Annotated in this window: 16 protein-coding genes; 12 read left to right on the top strand and 4 right to left on the bottom strand. The window is 54.9% G+C overall.

What is annotated here, in order from left to right; all coding sequences use genetic code 11:
- Positions 1 to 3 precede the first annotated feature (3 nt).
- The gene (locus F5984_RS24290) at positions 4 to 705 is read right to left on the bottom strand and encodes a M23 family metallopeptidase (protein WP_083940635.1); all 702 of its coding nucleotides are present in this window, start codon (positions 703 to 705) and stop codon (positions 4 to 6) included.
- A 76-nt stretch (positions 706 to 781) separates the two neighbouring features.
- Between F5984_RS24290 and F5984_RS24285 the strand changes: the two genes are divergently transcribed.
- From F5984_RS24285 to F5984_RS26955, 9 genes are all read left to right on the top strand, one after another.
- Entirely contained in the window at positions 782 to 1120 is a 339-nt protein-coding gene (locus tag F5984_RS24285) for a hypothetical protein (protein ID WP_019991007.1), read from the top strand.
- 5 nt (positions 1121 to 1125) lie between these two features.
- Entirely contained in the window at positions 1126 to 1410 is a 285-nt protein-coding gene (locus tag F5984_RS24280; protein WP_152126791.1) for a hypothetical protein, read from the top strand.
- Between the two features lie 12 nt (positions 1411 to 1422).
- Positions 1423 to 4179, top strand: a complete 2757-nt coding sequence (locus F5984_RS24275; protein WP_019991005.1) for a toprim domain-containing protein — start codon at positions 1423 to 1425, stop codon at positions 4177 to 4179.
- An 86-nt stretch (positions 4180 to 4265) separates the two neighbouring features.
- Positions 4266 to 4937, top strand: a complete 672-nt coding sequence (locus F5984_RS24270) for a hypothetical protein (protein WP_019991004.1) — start codon at positions 4266 to 4268, stop codon at positions 4935 to 4937.
- 245 nt (positions 4938 to 5182) lie between these two features.
- Positions 5183 to 5842, top strand: coding sequence for a hypothetical protein (locus tag F5984_RS24265; protein ID WP_019991003.1), 660 nt, complete (start codon positions 5183 to 5185; stop codon positions 5840 to 5842).
- A gap of 79 nt (positions 5843 to 5921) precedes the next feature.
- Positions 5922 to 6632 carry a PD-(D/E)XK nuclease-like domain-containing protein gene (locus F5984_RS24260; RefSeq protein WP_019991002.1) on the top strand — a complete coding sequence of 237 codons (711 nt, stop codon included), beginning with the start codon at positions 5922 to 5924 and terminating at the stop codon, positions 6630 to 6632.
- Between the two features lie 65 nt (positions 6633 to 6697).
- Entirely contained in the window at positions 6698 to 6913 is a 216-nt protein-coding gene (locus F5984_RS24255) for a hypothetical protein (protein ID WP_083940634.1), read from the top strand.
- A gap of 129 nt (positions 6914 to 7042) precedes the next feature.
- On the top strand, positions 7043 to 12256 hold the full coding sequence (locus F5984_RS24250; protein WP_152126789.1) for an Eco57I restriction-modification methylase domain-containing protein: 5214 nt from the start codon (positions 7043 to 7045) through the stop codon (positions 12254 to 12256).
- Positions 12257 to 12293: 37 nt separating this feature from the next.
- Positions 12294 to 12428: a hypothetical protein gene (locus F5984_RS26955; protein WP_262884520.1), complete on the top strand. Its 135-nt coding sequence runs from the start codon at positions 12294 to 12296 to the stop codon at positions 12426 to 12428.
- 253 nt (positions 12429 to 12681) lie between these two features.
- On the opposite strand, the gene F5984_RS24245 is transcribed toward F5984_RS26955, so the two are convergent.
- Genes F5984_RS24245 through F5984_RS24235 form a run of 3 tightly spaced genes read right to left on the bottom strand, consistent with a single transcriptional unit; the run spans position 12682 to position 14795 of the window.
- Positions 12682 to 13338, bottom strand: a complete 657-nt coding sequence (locus tag F5984_RS24245) for a hypothetical protein (protein ID WP_019990999.1) — start codon at positions 13336 to 13338, stop codon at positions 12682 to 12684.
- Positions 13339 to 13341: 3 nt separating this feature from the next.
- Complete coding sequence (locus tag F5984_RS24240) at positions 13342 to 13908, bottom strand: hypothetical protein (RefSeq protein ID WP_019990998.1); 567 nt, start codon at positions 13906 to 13908, stop codon at positions 13342 to 13344.
- On the bottom strand, positions 13908 to 14795 hold the full coding sequence (locus tag F5984_RS24235) for a ParA family protein (protein ID WP_019990997.1): 888 nt from the start codon (positions 14793 to 14795) through the stop codon (positions 13908 to 13910). Before F5984_RS24235 ends, F5984_RS24240 begins: the two co-directional genes overlap by 1 nt.
- Positions 14796 to 15058: 263 nt before the next feature.
- On the opposite strand from F5984_RS24235, the gene F5984_RS24230 reads away from it, so the two are divergent.
- Genes F5984_RS24230 through F5984_RS24220 form a run of 3 tightly spaced genes read left to right on the top strand, consistent with a single transcriptional unit; the run spans position 15059 to position 16530 of the window.
- A complete protein-coding gene (locus F5984_RS24230; protein ID WP_019990995.1) occupies positions 15059 to 15562 on the top strand; it encodes a plasmid mobilization protein in 504 nt (167 codons plus the stop codon).
- The gene (locus F5984_RS24225; RefSeq protein ID WP_152126788.1) at positions 15559 to 16218 is read left to right on the top strand and encodes a relaxase/mobilization nuclease domain-containing protein; all 660 of its coding nucleotides are present in this window, start codon (positions 15559 to 15561) and stop codon (positions 16216 to 16218) included. The genes F5984_RS24230 and F5984_RS24225 overlap by 4 nt, the downstream gene beginning before the upstream one ends.
- Before the next feature lie 54 nt (positions 16219 to 16272).
- A complete protein-coding gene (locus F5984_RS24220) occupies positions 16273 to 16530 on the top strand; it encodes a hypothetical protein (protein ID WP_019990993.1) in 258 nt (85 codons plus the stop codon).
- Positions 16531 to 16613: the final 83 nt, after the last annotated feature.

Here is a 16613-nt window from a genome sequence, read left to right as displayed (position 1 = left end):
AAATTAGCGTGTTTGGGTACGTTGTTGCTGTTGGTAATGGGCCACAAAGCGGATGGCCAGCGTGAGGTAATCGGCAGGATTTACCGCCCGATGATGCTTCAGGACGCAGTAATGAAGATGCACCCCGGTGGCCCGGCCCGTACTACCCGTTATGCCGAGCGTTTCGCCGATCACTACCCACTGACCAGCCCGCACCGAGGTCAAAGCCAGGTGACCATACACGGTTTGGTAGGAGTTGCCGTGGTCAATTTTTACGTAACGCCCCAGCGTGCTACTATAGCCGACCGTAGCCACCAAGCCCGAAGCCGCCGAGCGAACGTATTGATGTGGCCCGGCAATGTCGATACCATCGTGGTGGCGCAGGGTATGCAGAGTAGGATGCTCCCGTAGCCCAAAACCCGACGAAACCCGATTGCCCGACCAATCACCCAGTGGAGGCAGGCATGGAATCCGCTGCGCTCTTTCCGGTGAAGCAAAGAACAGTTTAGAAAAGGCAGTCACCACCTGCTCCGACGTGGCCTCCCCCACCCACTGATCCAGCCAATGCGGGTGAGTCGATTCCGATATTGTATGGGCCGCAAACAGGTCTATTTCTCTACTCTGATTTATTGCCGTTGGGTAATTCGACCCACTCAGCGTCAAGCTAATAACAGCCCCAATTAGGCCGTTTCTATGCAGTCCATAACGTATTCTTCTCTTTGCCATCGGGCAAAATTAAACCGCAAAACGCCAAAATATTTAATTAATTAAAGTAAATTCGATAAAAAATTAAACTAAAGCAATGAAAAAAAGTAATGAAGCTGTTTGCCCGCTATCACACGAGCAGGCCAGTCGGCTGGTTCAGCTTTTCGCCCCGTCGTTCGATGCCTGCTTAGCCCAGGCAGCAGACAAGGCGGGAAGACCGGTGGTATGGCAACCGGTGCTGACGGACATCCACGAACAGGTTGTCCACGCGCTTAGTCCGGTACTAATCGAGAATCGGCAACAGCCCGGTGAGGTCTCCCCTACCCTATCGTTGACGCTGCTCCCCCCACCCACCAGAGATACCCGGTTGCAGCCGGTGCCGGGACAACCCCTTGCCCCCGACTCGCTCACGCCCACCGTTAAAACCAGCCTTTGATGCCCATGCAGTATCTGGAACAACTGGAAGTACGATGGGGGCGCGAGCGCATTCATCAGGCGATTCAACCGCTGTTTATCGGTGATGGCGAAGAGCCGGGCGACCTGCCAATCACCGTTCTGAATGCGTCGGTCAACGACCCGGAGCTTTGGCAGCATCTCACCGACGAGGAGCGCGAACGGCTGTATCTGGCCTTTATGGAGCTTCAATATGACCTCTCCGAACTGGCTACCGATCTGCACCGGGCCAACGAACCTGACCTGGGTGGTTTTGAACTGACAACCCCGTAACCCCTTTCCGTTATGAAGCAAAAAGCACAGAACCGTGCCACCCGCGAGCAGTTGGCTATTCTACGCCAGTTAAATAAAGCCGGGGTACGTTACGTAGCATTTGGCGATTACGCCATGAACGCCATCGACCCGGCCCGTGCCATTGGCAACGTGCAGCTCTGGGTCGAGCCGACAAAAGCCAACTTCGAGCGACTCGACAAAGCCATTCAGGAGGTCTATGGTCCGCGCGTACTTACCCGTACCAAGCCCGAGTTGACAGAAAACCCTCAACCGCGAAAGATGCTCACGCTCGGCGACGGTCCGCAGAAGGTAGGGCTTTACCCTGCCATCAACGGCTTTACGCCGGATCAGTTTGGCGAACTGTTTTCGCGGGCGCAGACGAACCGGGCCGCGCTGATCACCAACCGGGGCAAGCTGGACGGTTCGGTGGCGTATCGCCAATTGGCCGTCCCCGACCTATACCAGAACGTGCGCGAATCCACGGCCTACCACAAAGCGTGGAACATTCAGACGCTGGAGAAGTATGCCGACGATTACCGTATCGACCTGACCCCGGTCCGGCCCTCGTCGGCGACACAAACGGCCCAGGAATCGGCCAAAGCTTCCCCCACGAATCGGGAAGCGACGATTACGCCAGCCCAAAATGCCCAGAAGGAGCCGCAGCCGACACCAAAGCCCCGTGGTGAAAAGTTGGTGCGGGATTTCGATGCCATCAAGCGCGAGCTGGATCTGGAAGTGGTGCTGCAAGATTACGGCTTCGTGCTCGATGCCAAGAAGTCGAAACCGAGCGACGAGTGGCTCATTTATGAGCGGGGCGAGAAAGGGTCGAAGGAACGGCTGGCCGTTTATACCGGCGACAAGTACGGGCAAAAGATGTTTGTCGACATGAACGATCAGCGGGGCTGGCGGGGCGACGTGATCAAGTTTCTGGAACGAGTCGAAAACGGCATTTACCGGAACGTTTTTAAGGCTGTCGACCGTATCATGTCCTCCGCCGACTACGTACTCGAAAAGAGCGTTACGTCTCCCCTGAAGCAGGTAAAGGAAAGCCTGATCGACACGAAGCTTCGGGAAAAAGACCTGCACAATCGGTACGCCATCGCGCCCCTGACCGACACCCGCTATCTGGAAGGACGCTCGCTTCATAAAGACGTACTCTTTTCGCCGGAGTTCAACGGCCGCATTCACAACATTGCTTACACGACGGAGAAGGGCACCACGCATCGTAATACCTCCTTCCCGATGTACGCCCAGGATGGTCACCTGGTGTCGATGGACATTCGTAACGAACGCTTCAAGTCGTTCCCTTCCGGGGAGCGCGGGGAAGCCATGTGGCACTCTAACCGGTTCTACGAATTGAAAGCCCCATTGGCCATGCATGATAAACCTGACCTTCCTGCCGGTACTGTCGGTACGGTCGTTCGGCTCAGCCCCGAAACGGTTTCGTTCAATTTTGTGCAGGAGGGAAAGCCGCAGCAGGTGCAGTTACCGCTCGAAACCGCCCGCCCGGCCTTCAAGGAGGTGCCCGCCCAGCGCATCCTTGTCGCTGAGTCTGCCATTGATGCGATGTCGTTCAAGCAACTCAACCCTGAAGCCGAGGGCGAACGTCGGTTCTACATGGCGACGGGCGGGCAACCTGGTAGCCGACAGATGGGCTTTATCCAGAAAGTGCTCGACCGCAACCCGCAGGCGCAGTTTGTGATCGCGCAGGATGGCGACAACGCCGGTCTTCGGTTCGCCATCAACTACCTCGCTCTGCAACACCCCGCTGCCGACCCGGCCCTGCGCGTCAAACCGGACATTGCCTATTCGGGGCCGAACCTCCCTCCTAACCCACTGGCTAACGTGCTCGGGCCAAAGTTTGCCTTCGACCCTGAGATAAAAACATTCAGCGACGTGCTGAAGCGGTTCGACGTACCCGACGGCAACCTGTCAGAAGGGCATAAACTGGCCATCAACCACCAGGCCCGCTTTAAAGAGATCATGCCTGACGACTACGTCAAGGTTTCGGTCGAGATGGTGCAGTCGGTAATTCCGGCGTTCACGTATGCCAGGGCTTACGGCATTCCGATGCCGGAAGAGGCCGGAAAACTGGCTCAGTCGGAATATATGCAGATGAAGGTGGGTAACGAGTTTCGGGTGGCGCGGGAACGAGCCATGATTTCGCCCGACGAAATGGAGCAGCGCATTCAACACCATAAGGATGCCAAGTTGGAAAAGGATTTGTATTCGGGCGTGAACAAGTTGGAACTGGAGCTACGGCAACCCCTGTCGCCCGGTGGGGCTGGTGCCGACATCGCGGGCGGCAGAAACGAAGCGTTCCTCCATCGTTTCATGGACGAGATGAATCGCTTTACCAAGCAGTTCAACTACAACAATGACCCGAACGACAAGGAAAAGCGAGTGCAGGAGTTTCAGCGCGAAACCTTGGTCGATCCTGATCAGGGTCAGGCTGTAACCCGCACCCGGATTCACTTCCCCAACGACGGTCGACTGCTGGTGAAGGCACTCACGCTGCTTACCGACGAAATCAACAACCGACAGGGGCAGTCGCTCTATCACGTTGTGCGACCCACCCGGCAGCAGAAAGACTTCAACGACATCCTGCAAAACCGCCAGGGCGAGGCTCTGCCCGATTCGAGTCCGCTGAAGATGGGAGCTCCGCCCCTCATCAAACCTCACACGGAGATAAAGGCGGAACAGACCGCTCAACGCGAAACGGTTCAATCTGCTTCGGAATCAGCCCGCACGTACAAAGCAAAACTGTGATAATGTCTCCGATTTGGGCAAGGCCGCTCCGGTCTTGCCCGAACCAAATTCTTTAACCGATGACCTCCTCCCCTACTCACCCTGATATGGATACACTTTGCCCCGACCGGCCCAGGGCTGCTCCGACCAATAAGTTTTATTCATCGAATCCGTATTGGAGTCGTGGCCCCAAGCCATCCGCCGAGACAGAACAGGCCAAACCCTCGAAGGAAGTACCCTCACTCCCGGTTTCGCAAACCGATGACCTGCCTCCCCACTTGATTGCCGGTCTGCTGGAAGCTATTGAAAAAATGGGTCAGACGCAGCAGGAGCAATTGACACGCCACCTTACTGAGTGGCTACCCCAGGTTCCGGCAACCCTTACCCCTGCCCTTGAGCAGCATCTCGATAAGTTGGTCCCGAAGGTGGTCAGGGTAGAGCAGCCGGGGTCGGCGTTGCTTAAACTGGTGCGTTACCTAACGGGGGGGATAGCTGTCGCTGGTCTGCTGGTTGGTGGATTGGTCTTTGTCTCGCTGCAAACCCGTCAGCAGCGTGACACGTATGCCGCTGGCTACTGGCAGCACCGGTACGTGTCGGCTCAAACTGCCGTAGCCCGAACCGCTCCGTTGCAACGACTGCTGTCAGATGCCGATTCGCTTTACCAGTCTCCTTCCTTCAACGCTGAGTTGCAGCGGCTGGAAAGCATCCTCGATACGCGCAAGCAGCAGTACCAATTGTACTTACGCGAACAGGAGCTTACCCACTCAGGCCGACCATAAGGTTTACCTTAATTAAGCCATTAGCTGAATAGCCGACTACTTTTATAGTCGGCTATTTGAATAATCAAGGGGTTCTGAAACAGTTCAGGCAGAAAGCAGCCGAATCAAACGGGTTCACAAAGTGCTGTGTATCAGTAGTTAAGTAGTTGACTATTCAGATAGTTGGCTATCTTTGTAATGTTGAAACCGCGAACGCTTGGCCGGTGTAAGCCCAGGCACCAACCCCTTTTTTACGCTATACAGGTATGAAATCCTATCAGCAAGAGACCGTCAACAAACATGGTGAAACTGTAATCTCGGACATCTTCCGCTACATCGAGGGTGAGCCGAAGCAGTACCGCTACAACTCACAAACCGGACAGTTCAACATCGACGGGGACACCCCCGTTTTGGACAAATCGGGTAAGCCCATCAAGGAGTTTACGTTTCAGCCGTTTGTGTTCCGCATTTTCGAGGACGGGCTGTTTAACCGGAACCGCGAAGCGTGGGCCGAACTGTTCTTTATCGACGCGCTGAATTGCGTATCGAGCATCATGTTCAACGGCACTACGCTTACCGAGTTGCGGGGCGTGATGAAAAAGCTCATCTACGAAGGGAACGAACCGCTGAACCTTTGCGACGTGGTGCTGACCATCCGCCCGGAGAAACTAACCAGCAAAAACGACCCTACAAAGTCGTGGTTCATTGGCCGGTTCAGCTACCAGCTTGCCGACCCCGAAAGTGTGCAGCAACTTGCGGAGTACGCGGCAGACTGCCCCATCTACCGGCGCGATACGCTGAAACACACGGCGAACTACTTCAGTTTTTCGGAGACGTTCGCTTTACCCTCAACAGACGTAGTACCCGTTACGTTAAACGCAGGAGAACTGCCCCAAGCAGAGGTTGAAGCCGTGGAAGTCGTCTAAATTTATTTAGGTAGTCAGCTATTTAGATAACTGACTACCTATTTATTCAACTAATAATTCGCTATTTCTGCCTGATTCTATGCAAGTGCTTACACCAGACAATTACCGTCAGTTTCCCGCTTTTTCCAATTCCGACCTGACCGAGTACGAGCGGTTTCTGTTGGGCGAACCCAACCGAAAACCCGTTAAGGCGTTTGCCGAAGGGTCAGCTTTTCACCAGTTGTTATTGGAGCCGCGCAGTACCCGACCGTTCGAGGGAGCCATCGACCGGGAGCGATTGGGCAAAATGGCAAAGGCAATTCGCGATACCCGGTTTGGTCGATGGGCGTTACAATGGGGACAGAAAGAACAGCCCCACTTGTTTCGCGATAAGGTCACGGGCTTACTCTGTAAATGCCAGACGGATATTCGATTGCGGCACGGGTTGATCGTCGACGTGAAGACTACCCGCGCCCGGACGTATCGCCAATTCATCGAGTGCTGTGAGCAGTACCAATACGACCGTCAAGCGGCCTTTTATTTAGATGGTTTGAAGGCTCGGCGGTTTGTCTTTCTGGGCGTTCAGAAAGCGGAGCCTTTCCAGGTCTTCTATTTCGAGCCGACCGCCGATGCTATTGGCCGGGCTTTCATTCAGGAGGGCCGGGAACGCTACCAACGTTTACTGTCATTACTGGCTCGGTCTGAGTTCCGCCCCTCCGCCTGGACACCGCAGGATAAACCGGGCATCTCGATACCGGTAGGCCACCGGATAACGCAGAACAGCTACCCGCCTATTTATCAATTTCGCTAATTAACTTGACAGATAGATGAGTACTCATCTACTCAACTATCTGGCAAGTTCTCATTAATGCCGTGATGAATCGGAACGAACCTAAACCACCTGAAGGTAATTACCGCCGGGCAAAACTGACGGTGTCGTTGGGGCCGCTAATGCCAGCCGGTAGGGTAGGGTGGCTGTCTGATGAAGTCGAAACTCTCGATGCTGATGGCAGGCCCATGTTTCGATTTATCTCGGCCACAAACCACGACCTCGTTTTCAAAGTGTACGCTGAGGAGGTAGTCATCGAGTAAATAATCAAGGGGTAGGGGCTAAGCACTGTTCAAATCAAGCGGGTTGTAAAAGGCTGACAGATAGAAAGTTAGATAGATAAATAGCTGAATAGTTGGCTATCTTTATAGTGTAGAACTATTCAGCTATTTATGACGCGCTATACAACCGGTAGGCCGGAGCGGCCCCGCACTCGTCCGGCTCAGGCCCGGCCCGTGGTCATCGTTGCCAATCAATATACCCTGTTCGGACACCCCGGTCTTATACCTCCGACGCGGGGAGAACGCAAACCCGGTGAGACCACCGAACGCCGGAGCAGCGCAAGCCCGGCAACACTGTTGATCCTCGATGAACAGATTGAGCTACGGCCTATAGCGGAGCCATCCGTATTTAGCCTTTGCGCGGAAACGTTCACCCTACCCACTGGCAACGCGGCCAAACTACGGGCCAATGTTGCCGCCATCGAAACCCTAAAACGAATAAGCGGTGAGTCAGCGCAAGGAAGCACCAGACAAGCCACGCCCGACGAACAGCGGTTACTATCGCTTTATACGGGTTGGGGTGGTTTATCGCAGGTCTGGAAAAACGACGTTTACGAGCAGTGGCAACACGCGCAGACCGACCCCGCCCAAGCCCTTGACGAATCGGTAAACCGGTGGGGCGGTCAGTACGGACGTACCCGCCAGCGGTTGGCCGAGTTGTTAACCCCCGCCGAACAGCGAGCCGCCGAAGCATCGACGCTCAATGCTTTCTACACGGCCCCGCACGTCGTAGCGGCCATGTGGCAGGCTATCGAAGGGTTTGGCTTTACAGGCGGTCGCATTCTGGAACCAGCCGCAGGTATCGGGTATTTTATCGGTCTAATGCCCCCGGCACTACGGGAGCGGTCGGTATGGGTAGCGGTCGAGAAAGACCGGCTATCGGGGCAAATCTTGCAGCAGCTTTACCCGGAGGTCGAAACCCACGTTTGCGGTCTGGAAGAAACCAAATTGCAGGCGGGTAGCTTTGATTTGGTCATTGGCAACGTACCGTTTGGATCGTACACGGTGTACGACCGCCACCACGCCGAACTAAAGGGTTTTCCCATTCATAACTATTTCATTGGCCGGGCCGCGCAGTTGGTGAAGCCGGGCGGTATTGTCGCGCTCATTACCTCAATGGGTACGCTCGATGCAGCAAGCCCGGAGTTCCGCCAGTTCCTGACGGTCGAAGCCAACGCCGAACTGTTGGGAGCCATCCGCTTACCGTCGAATGCGTTTGAAGCCAACGCCGGAACGCAGGTAACGACCGACGTTTTGTTTTTGCGGAATCGTACCCCCGTTGCCGCAGTGCCGGACAACCGACCGTTTGCGGCTTATCCGTTTGAACGTACCGTTACGCTCAGAGCCGATGCAACCGACCAAGATACGGTCAGGACGTTGGCGGTAAATGAGTATTACCACGCCTACCCCGCTATGCTATTGGGCGAAATGCGCTTTGCCGACGAGGTGAATAAGGGTGGACTGTACCGGGCCGACCAGCCCACGCTACACCTCGCAGACCCCGCCACGTTGCCGCAACGCTTGGCCGAAGCCCTTAACCAATTGCCAAAAGGTATTTTGGACAACCAACCCGCAGCGCAGGCCCATAAGACAGCCGAAACCAAACAGACTACCGATCAACGGTTTACCGAATCGGTAACGGTTCGGGGCAAGCGATACAGCCAAACGCTCGTCATTGCTCAATACGAGCGGGTGAAGCGGGCATTTAACCAGCTTCGGAAGGCGGAGCAAGAGGGTAGGGGAGAGGTGGAGACCGACGCCCTACGGGTGGAGTTGAACCAGTCTTACGCCTTATTTACACGCTATTTCGGTACGCTCAACCGAAACCGGGCTTTGTCGTTTCTGGAAGATTACGACCCGCAGTTTGCCAGTGTTCAGGCGTTAGAAGTGGTGAGCCGCACCGCACCAGACCGGAACACCGGAACACAGTCCAACCCGAAAACAGCCACCTCGTACACCATCGACAAAGCCGATATTTTTCGGCAACGGGTGTACCCGGCAGCGCACACCCCGGAGCGGGTAGAATCGTTGGCCGACGCGCTACGGTTGTCTATTGGCTTGTACGGTTGTGTGAATGCCGAGCAGATAGGCGCATGGATGAGCCAACCCGCCCCGGAGGTAAAACAGACGTTGTTGGCCGCTGAATTGGCCTATCAAAACCCAACGTCGGGCCGGTTAGAGGACAGGGATACGTACCTATCGGGCAACGTTAGAAAGAAATTGGCCGCAGCAGCCGAGGCCGTTAAAGCAGATGCACAGTACGCGGTGAATGAACGGGCGTTAGCGGCTGTTGTTCCGGCCACCATTCCCGCCCCGCTTATCTCGTTCCGGTTGGGTTCGGTCTGGATTCCTACCAACATCATCGAGCAGTTTATCAGTCAGACTCTGCAAACCAATTGCGTAACGGTACGCTATAACCACCGGGTAGGCCAGTACGAAATTGACGGGATGGGTAACGTTTCATCGGTTCAAAATCGCTCCTTGGGTACGTCGCGCCGAACGGCTATCCAACTCATCGAAGCCGCTTTGCAACAGCGCACGGTGGTAGTGACCAAAACCATTATCGACGCGGAGGGTAAAGAGAAATCCGTAAAAGACGTAGAAGCCACCAGCCAGGCGGTACAGGCGCAGGAAGCCTTAAACGACCTGTTCATTGACTTTGTGCGCGACCACCACAGCGCAGCCATCGAGCCGGTTTACAATGAATTGTACAACAGCTACGTACACAAAACCTACCGGGAACCAGCCCTACGGCAATACCCCGGCGCATCGCCTGACGTTCAATTACGCTTACACCAGTTCCGGGGCGTGGAGCGCATCAAAGAGCAGGACACTTTGTTAGCCCACGCCGTGGGCAGTGGTAAAACCTTTACCATGATAACGGCGGCAATGGAGTTGAAGCGGTTAGGATTGGCCCACAAACCGATGATTGTAGTACAAAACTCGACACTCAACGACTTTGCCAGCGCATGGCGCAGGTTGTACCCCGCAGCCCTGATTTACGTACCGCAGCCCGCCGACCTTGAAGCCAGCAACCGCAAACGGTTTTTGCAACGTATCGCGACCAACAACTTTGACGGGGTGCTGATACCGCAGAGTTTCCTAAAACTTATTCCCGACGACCCCGCCAGCGAGGAAGAATTTATTCAGGAAGAAATAGAGCGCATAGCCTACACCCTTGCCGTAGCCGAGCGGCAGGGCCGCCAGAAACCCATGTCGGTAAAGCGGCTGAACGAATTAAAGTTACGATTGGTAAACCGGCGAATCCGGCAGGCCGGCCGCAAAAAAGACGAAATGCTGACGTTTGACCAGTTGGGTATTGATGCTCTGTTTTTGGACGAGGCCCACCGCTACAAACGGTTAGGCTTTTTCACCGCCCGGCAGAATGTTAAAGGCATTGATTCGGCGGGTAGTGAGGACGCGCCAAGTGCGTTGTTCAAGTGCCGCACGGTGCAGGCACGGCGGGGCCGGGTAGTCCTGGCAACCGGTACGCCCATCAGTAACACAATGGCCGAAGCATGGACGACTTTACGCTTTATTGCCCCCGACCGGCTAAACCGCGCTATGCTGTCCACGTTTGACCAGTTCGCCGGAGCGTTCGGCAGCGTAATTCAGTCGTTTGAACTGACCGCAACGGGCAACTTTAAAGCGGTGGAGCGGTTCGCCAAGTTCGTAAACGTGCAGCAGCTTTCGGAACTCTACCGCGCTCATGTTGACGTGGTGCTGAATGAAGACGTTATCGAGTTTCAACGGGATGCTACGTTGCCGACGCTTAAAAACGGGCAACACACGCGGATTATCTTACCGCAGACCCAGGGCGTAACCGACGAACTGAACAGCATTAAAGCAACCCTGCGCTGGTTTGAAAACCTGACCGGAGCCGAAAAGCGCGACAACTCGCACGTACCCTTAGTCTGCTTTGGGCAGGCCCGCAAAGCTACCATTGATTTACGACTACTCGACGCGGCTAACCCGGACGAGGACGGGTCTAAGTGTAACCGGGTGGTAACAGAAATCTTGCGTCTTTACTACCAGTCGGCCACGTATCGCGGTACGCAATTGGTCTTTGCCGATACTTACCAAAGTCCCTCCCTACGCGGTTGGTTAGACGAGGAGGGAACAGAGCGTAAAGGCCCGCGTTTCAACCTGTTTGAGGACATACGGGCCAAACTCATCACGGAAGGCGTACCGGCTGATGAAATCGCCATCGTACCCGCCGAAGCTGATAAGCGCGAACCCCTGTTTGCCAAAGTCAGAACGGGAGAGGTTCGGGTATTGCTCGGCACGTCGGAGCGGGCGGGCGTGGGTGTAAACGTACAGGAACGCTTAGTAGCGGTTCACCACATGGACGCCCCCAACCGACCAACAGATTTTGAGCAGCGTAATGGGCGGCTTATCCGGCAGGGCAACTTACACGCAGTTTGGGGCATCCCGGTTGAAGTGCTGACCTACGGCGTAGAAAAAACACTCGACGCGACCGCCTACGGACGGTTGGCGATTAAGCAAAAGTTTATCAATCAGGTTTTAAAGGGCCACATTGCCGACGACCAAATGGCCGACATCAGCGCAGACGATGATTTTGCCGCCATGTCGTTCGACCAGATGATGGCTACGTTATCCGGCTCCCAATACGCTCTATTGTACACGACCCGCCAGCTTGAATTATCGCGAGTGCAGCAAGCCCGTAAAAACTGGCAGCGCGGGTTAATGGATGCCCAATGGCAGGTAGAAAACGCCCAACGGTTCATCCAGAAACACCGCCCAATGTTGGCCGGATTGGAAGAGGAAGCCGCCCACTTACAGCAGCACTTTAACACACCATACGCCGTGATGAGCGTAACCGTGAACGGCACGACCTACGGCGAAAAGTGGGGCGAAGCCGTACAGCACCTGATAGAGCAGGTTAAAGGACTGGCAAAACGCCGGGTTAATGAACCCAGAACATTAATCGTTAACGGGCTTGCATTAACCCTGACCGGGGAGCGGTCGCAGGAACTAATAGGCGGAATGCCGCCCAGCGAGTTTTTACCCGGTCAGGCCGTTGTACGGTACGAGTGGGGGCAAAGCCTTTCGGGTGTAGTCGGTTCATCGAACGGGCTGTTTTCCTCGCTGAAAGCCGCCGTAGCCCGTGCCTACGAAGCCCCTGCCCAACTTTTGCGCGAACTGGAACGCGCCCGGCTCATCGAGCAGGAGTTTAGCCGTAAACTATCGCAACCCTTCCGACAGGAAGCCGACCTACACCGCTTAGAAACGGAGGTCGCCGACCTCAAACGCCGGATGGAAATCGAAGGCGAACCAGAGCCAGCCGCCGAGGTTGCTGTTTAGTTCACTCACCGCGCCGATTTCTCCGGGAGTCGGCGCGGTGAGAAAGAAATCAAAGGGGTACGTCGGGAGAACGCCCTGCGGGCCACCTCCCGACGAACGCGCCGGGCAGCATCTTCCGGTGCGCGCCCTCACCGCTTCGCGGTCGGTTGCTCCCCGCAAGACCCTGCCCTGATGGCGCGATAATCAAAGGGGTAGGAGTAAGTAGTTGACTATTCAGATAACTGAATAGTCAACTATTAAATCAAGGGGTAGGGTTGGAAACGCCCTTCGGGCCATTCCAACCCTGGCGCGTCGGTCAGCACCTTTGGGGTACTCCCTCACCACTCCGTGGCCGGTCGCACCCCAAAGGCCCTGCCCTCCTGCCGCGCGAATCAAAGGGGAAATGGAAAGGCAATAAAAAAATCATACGGGCATTAAAAGCCCCCTCATCCGTAGGTGGGTAGGCTGCGGTCAAAATCGTCGACTTCTTCTTCCGTTAGCAGATTGAGCAGCACGGCCTGCACGTCGGCGGGTTTTTCGGCGATGGCTTCCCGGAACAAGCTGGCATAGGAACGGCCGGTTTCGCGCTGTAGCTCCAGCGTCGTGGCCCGCGCTTGCTCGAATTCCTCGCAAAGTGAATCATCGCTGAGTAGGCGATTCAAAAGCTGCCGGTCAAGGGAAAGTCGAAAGCCAGTGGAAGGGCTACCTTCTTGCGCATCGGTGGCGGGTGCCTGTTCTGATTGATCATCAGGTTGAGATGGGGGAGGGGCCGGGGCAAAGGTGGGGTCGTCTAATTCCGGCTCCTGATCGGTTGGGGTTTCGGGCACTGCCGTGGGTGGTTGCTCAATAGGTACGTTGGGTGTTGGTTTACCACCCCGATTAAACACAATCAGCTCGCTACGGTGGTATGAAGCCATCGGCACAGCCACATCGACGGGAGTCTTACCGGCTGTAGCCTGAAAGAAGGACATAAGGGTGGGCGTTGGGCGGGTTGCTTTTTTGGTCTTACCCCGACCCGTGAACCAAAGAACCAACCCCGCCCAGATGAGTAGAGCTACTGTCGCCAACACGATGAAGGTGCTGGTAGAGATAACGAGGAACATAAATTATGGGTTTGTCGCCCCTCCGTCTCTCTTGACGAATTGGGCAAGGGTGTTGAGAAAAGTTTCGTCTGATTGTTGCGCCACCGCCTGATCGTGCAGGAAGCAGAAGTAGGCGGTCATAGTTAGTTTGACCCGGTGCTTCAACATGAGATAGCCAGCTATCTGAATATATTCCTCGCGCATGGCATCATCCAGATAGACAATCTTGACTCCGGTTTGGGGAGACGGCTCCCGTTTCTTCGGCGAAGTCGGTGGCCGGACGGTTTGCTTACGCGGGGTTGAATCCGACTTAAATTTATTGCCTTTCGATACTTCTGTAGTTGGCTGGTCAGGCGAAGGAGTGACCTCGGCCAGGGTAGGGGAGGACGTTGGTGAAGAAGTATCTGGTTCAGCAGGCTTTGCGGGCTCTGCTTCCTGATGCACGAAATCCCGGTAGCGGTTTGCTTTCTGCCGTAGGCTATCGACTGCACCACCCAGAGCCGGGGCTTGCGGGTGGTGGCGGCCTAATGGCGTTGCAGAGTCTTCTTCGCTTTTGGCCGGAGTAGGCCGACGGTATTTGTCGAGATCCATTAGCGATTAGCGATTGCTGAAACAGGCAGTAGCGAATTGATTTCCTGAATGAGGCCAACGATGTCCTGTAAGTACTGAGCCTCCCGCCATTCGGCTGGTTTTGTATCTTCCTTTCGCCGGACATACCGCCCTGCCGGCATGAGCACGGGCGACGCTATGGTCGTCAGCATCTTTGCTCTGTCGAAGCCGGCATCGGCATCGTTAAGCCGCGTTCGGAGGAAAGAAACCGGCATCACCTCGTTTCGGAACACCCCGGACAGATAGGCTTCCAATGCATCGGCCCGTCGATTGAAAGTGAACTTGTACTTGTTCCAAAAACACCGGATAGTTAGGTAGTCAGGTAGCTGCCTATTCATTACATAATCCAGAATAGCCCCGACGTACTGAATGGAAGCCGTTACGTCAACCTGCTGCGTCGTGAACGGCACCAATAGTATATCGGTCTCGGCAAGGGCGCGAAGAATCCCGGCGTTGAACTGCCCGCCCATATCCAGGAAGATGTAGTCGAAGTCTGCACGTACCCGGTTCATATCCAATTCCTGGAGTGCCGAGAAGGGTAGGGCATGAATGGCATAGTGCTCCGCTACCCCGTGCTGTCGGTTGTTGCGGTACCGTTCAAAAGCCGCCTGATCATTGGCACTGGAGTAAGGTTGCGCCATCTGCATTAGCTCGGTTGTAGAAAGAGCATGATAGGTTTGGGCCAATGTAGATTGGGTGGCCAACTCTTCCTCCCGCAAATCAGAGATGGAGTGCTGGGGTGGGTCGCAGTCGAACACGATGATACGCTGCTTGTCGACATACGCTAAATACGAAGCTATGATGGCCGTGAGCGTGGACTTGCCCATGCCTCCTTTGGACGTGTGAATGGCTATAATCTTCCCGGTCATTCTATTTAAATTGTGTAAAAAATTACACAAAATAAAATAATAAATTACATATTTGCAACTCATACAACTGAAACAACTTGGTTGGTTTGAATGGGTAAGTTGCAAGGGGTGTACAAGACAACCTGGTTGGTAAAAGCAACGCCTGCACCCAAGCCAGCCGAATTGCAAGCGTTGCAAAAGATGTACGGGGCAACCGAGTTGACCGATGCAACCAAACTTGAGGTGTGTAGCAAGCTATGTTTTTGTATATACAGGAGTCTTGAATGGCAGGCAAGCAGAAGGAAGGCGGGGTAGGGGTCAGGCCGGAGAAATCATCCGAGACGAAATCAACGGGCGTATTCGTGCGGCTCTCACCGCAGGAGCGAAAAGCCCTTAAAACGCTCAGTCAGCAATCGGGTATCAGTGTGTCGCAGCTATTGCGAACAGGAGCATTGGGGCAGTTAGATCAACTGCCCCGGCTTCGCCAACTGCCGCCCGAAGTCACGGCTCAATTGGGAAAACTGGACAGGCTCACAACGGCACTTTGGTATATCAGTCAGCGAGCCGCAGAAGATTCGGTCTATGCTCAGGACATCCGGGCTGTCGTGTACGAAGTGGGCGAGATTGCGGGGCAGGTGAGGCAGTACTGCCAGTCGAACATGGCCCGGTACACCACCGTTGCCCAACTTGATAAGCTCATAGCAGAAGGGCAGCAGCTAACCCTGTCCGAAGTGCTTGAGCAGTTGCAAAAAATCAGCGATAGCTTTAACCCGCATCCCAAAAAATGATAGGGAAAGTAGCCCGGTTTGGCTCCAGCTTTTTGGGCGCCATGCAGTACTGTTATTACGAAACCCGCGCCAATCACAGCCTCGACCGTACCCGAATCCGGGGTGAGTTGCTCTTTGTGCAACACGTCGGCGTAACTATTGTCAGCGACGAGAAGTTACGAACCGAGAACAAGCAGCGGCTGAACCTGGAACAAATGGCTACGGCCATGCAGTCGGTGGCCAGCCTGAACGACCGGGTACGTAAACCGGTATGGCACCAAAGTTTTTCGTTTCCGCCCGGTGAGTGCCCCTCAGCCGACATCATGGTGAAAATCTGCGAGTCGTTCGCCCGCACATTTGGGATGGAGAATAACCCAATGGTAGCCTTCCGGCATCGGGATCGGGAACACGAACACTTTCATATCATCGCCAGCCGGGTAGACGGAACCGGTAGGAACACCGCCCAAACCAGCTTTAACTTTCGGGAGGTCGGGCGGTTCTGCCGGGCGATAGAGGAGCGGCACGGCCTAACGCCCGGCGCACCAATGGCGATAGAAGGCCATAAAGCACAAACGCTCAAAACACCAATTGGGCAGGTGCAGCCTGGAGTAGCTAAACCAGCGCAGTCCGACGAACCCGTGCAGGCTTCAAGAAGCTATAAACGTCAGGGTCTATGAATGCATTTTTAAGCAATAGTTGTATATTTGACTATTCAACTATTTAGGTAGCTTATGGGAGCCGAACACAAACAATCAGGTAGCAAAATTCTCGATGGACGAGGAAACGACGATGTTCAATTCGTCTTTGTGCAGCAGGAGTCGGTATCGGTGTATGAGGTCAAGGACAGTATGGGCGAAGTCGTCAGCATCGTCATTGCTGAGGGCATCGATAACCCGGAGCGGTTCCAGGCCCGGCCTGTGGCTGAGCAGGACGCGATGAAGATGCTGGCTCTGGATGAATATTATGGTGGTGCAGATTGGGAGGGGTGAATGATAGTTGACAGATCTGAAAGAAGAAGTCACCATCTGCATCTCAACACGGGATTGTATGTACCAAGCCTATTTTATACTTT

It is taken from the genome of Rudanella paleaurantiibacter, from assembly GCF_009184635.1.
Lineage (GTDB): Bacteria > Bacteroidota > Bacteroidia > Cytophagales > Spirosomataceae > Rudanella > Rudanella paleaurantiibacter.
This window is presented reverse-complemented; position numbering and strand designations above follow the sequence as displayed.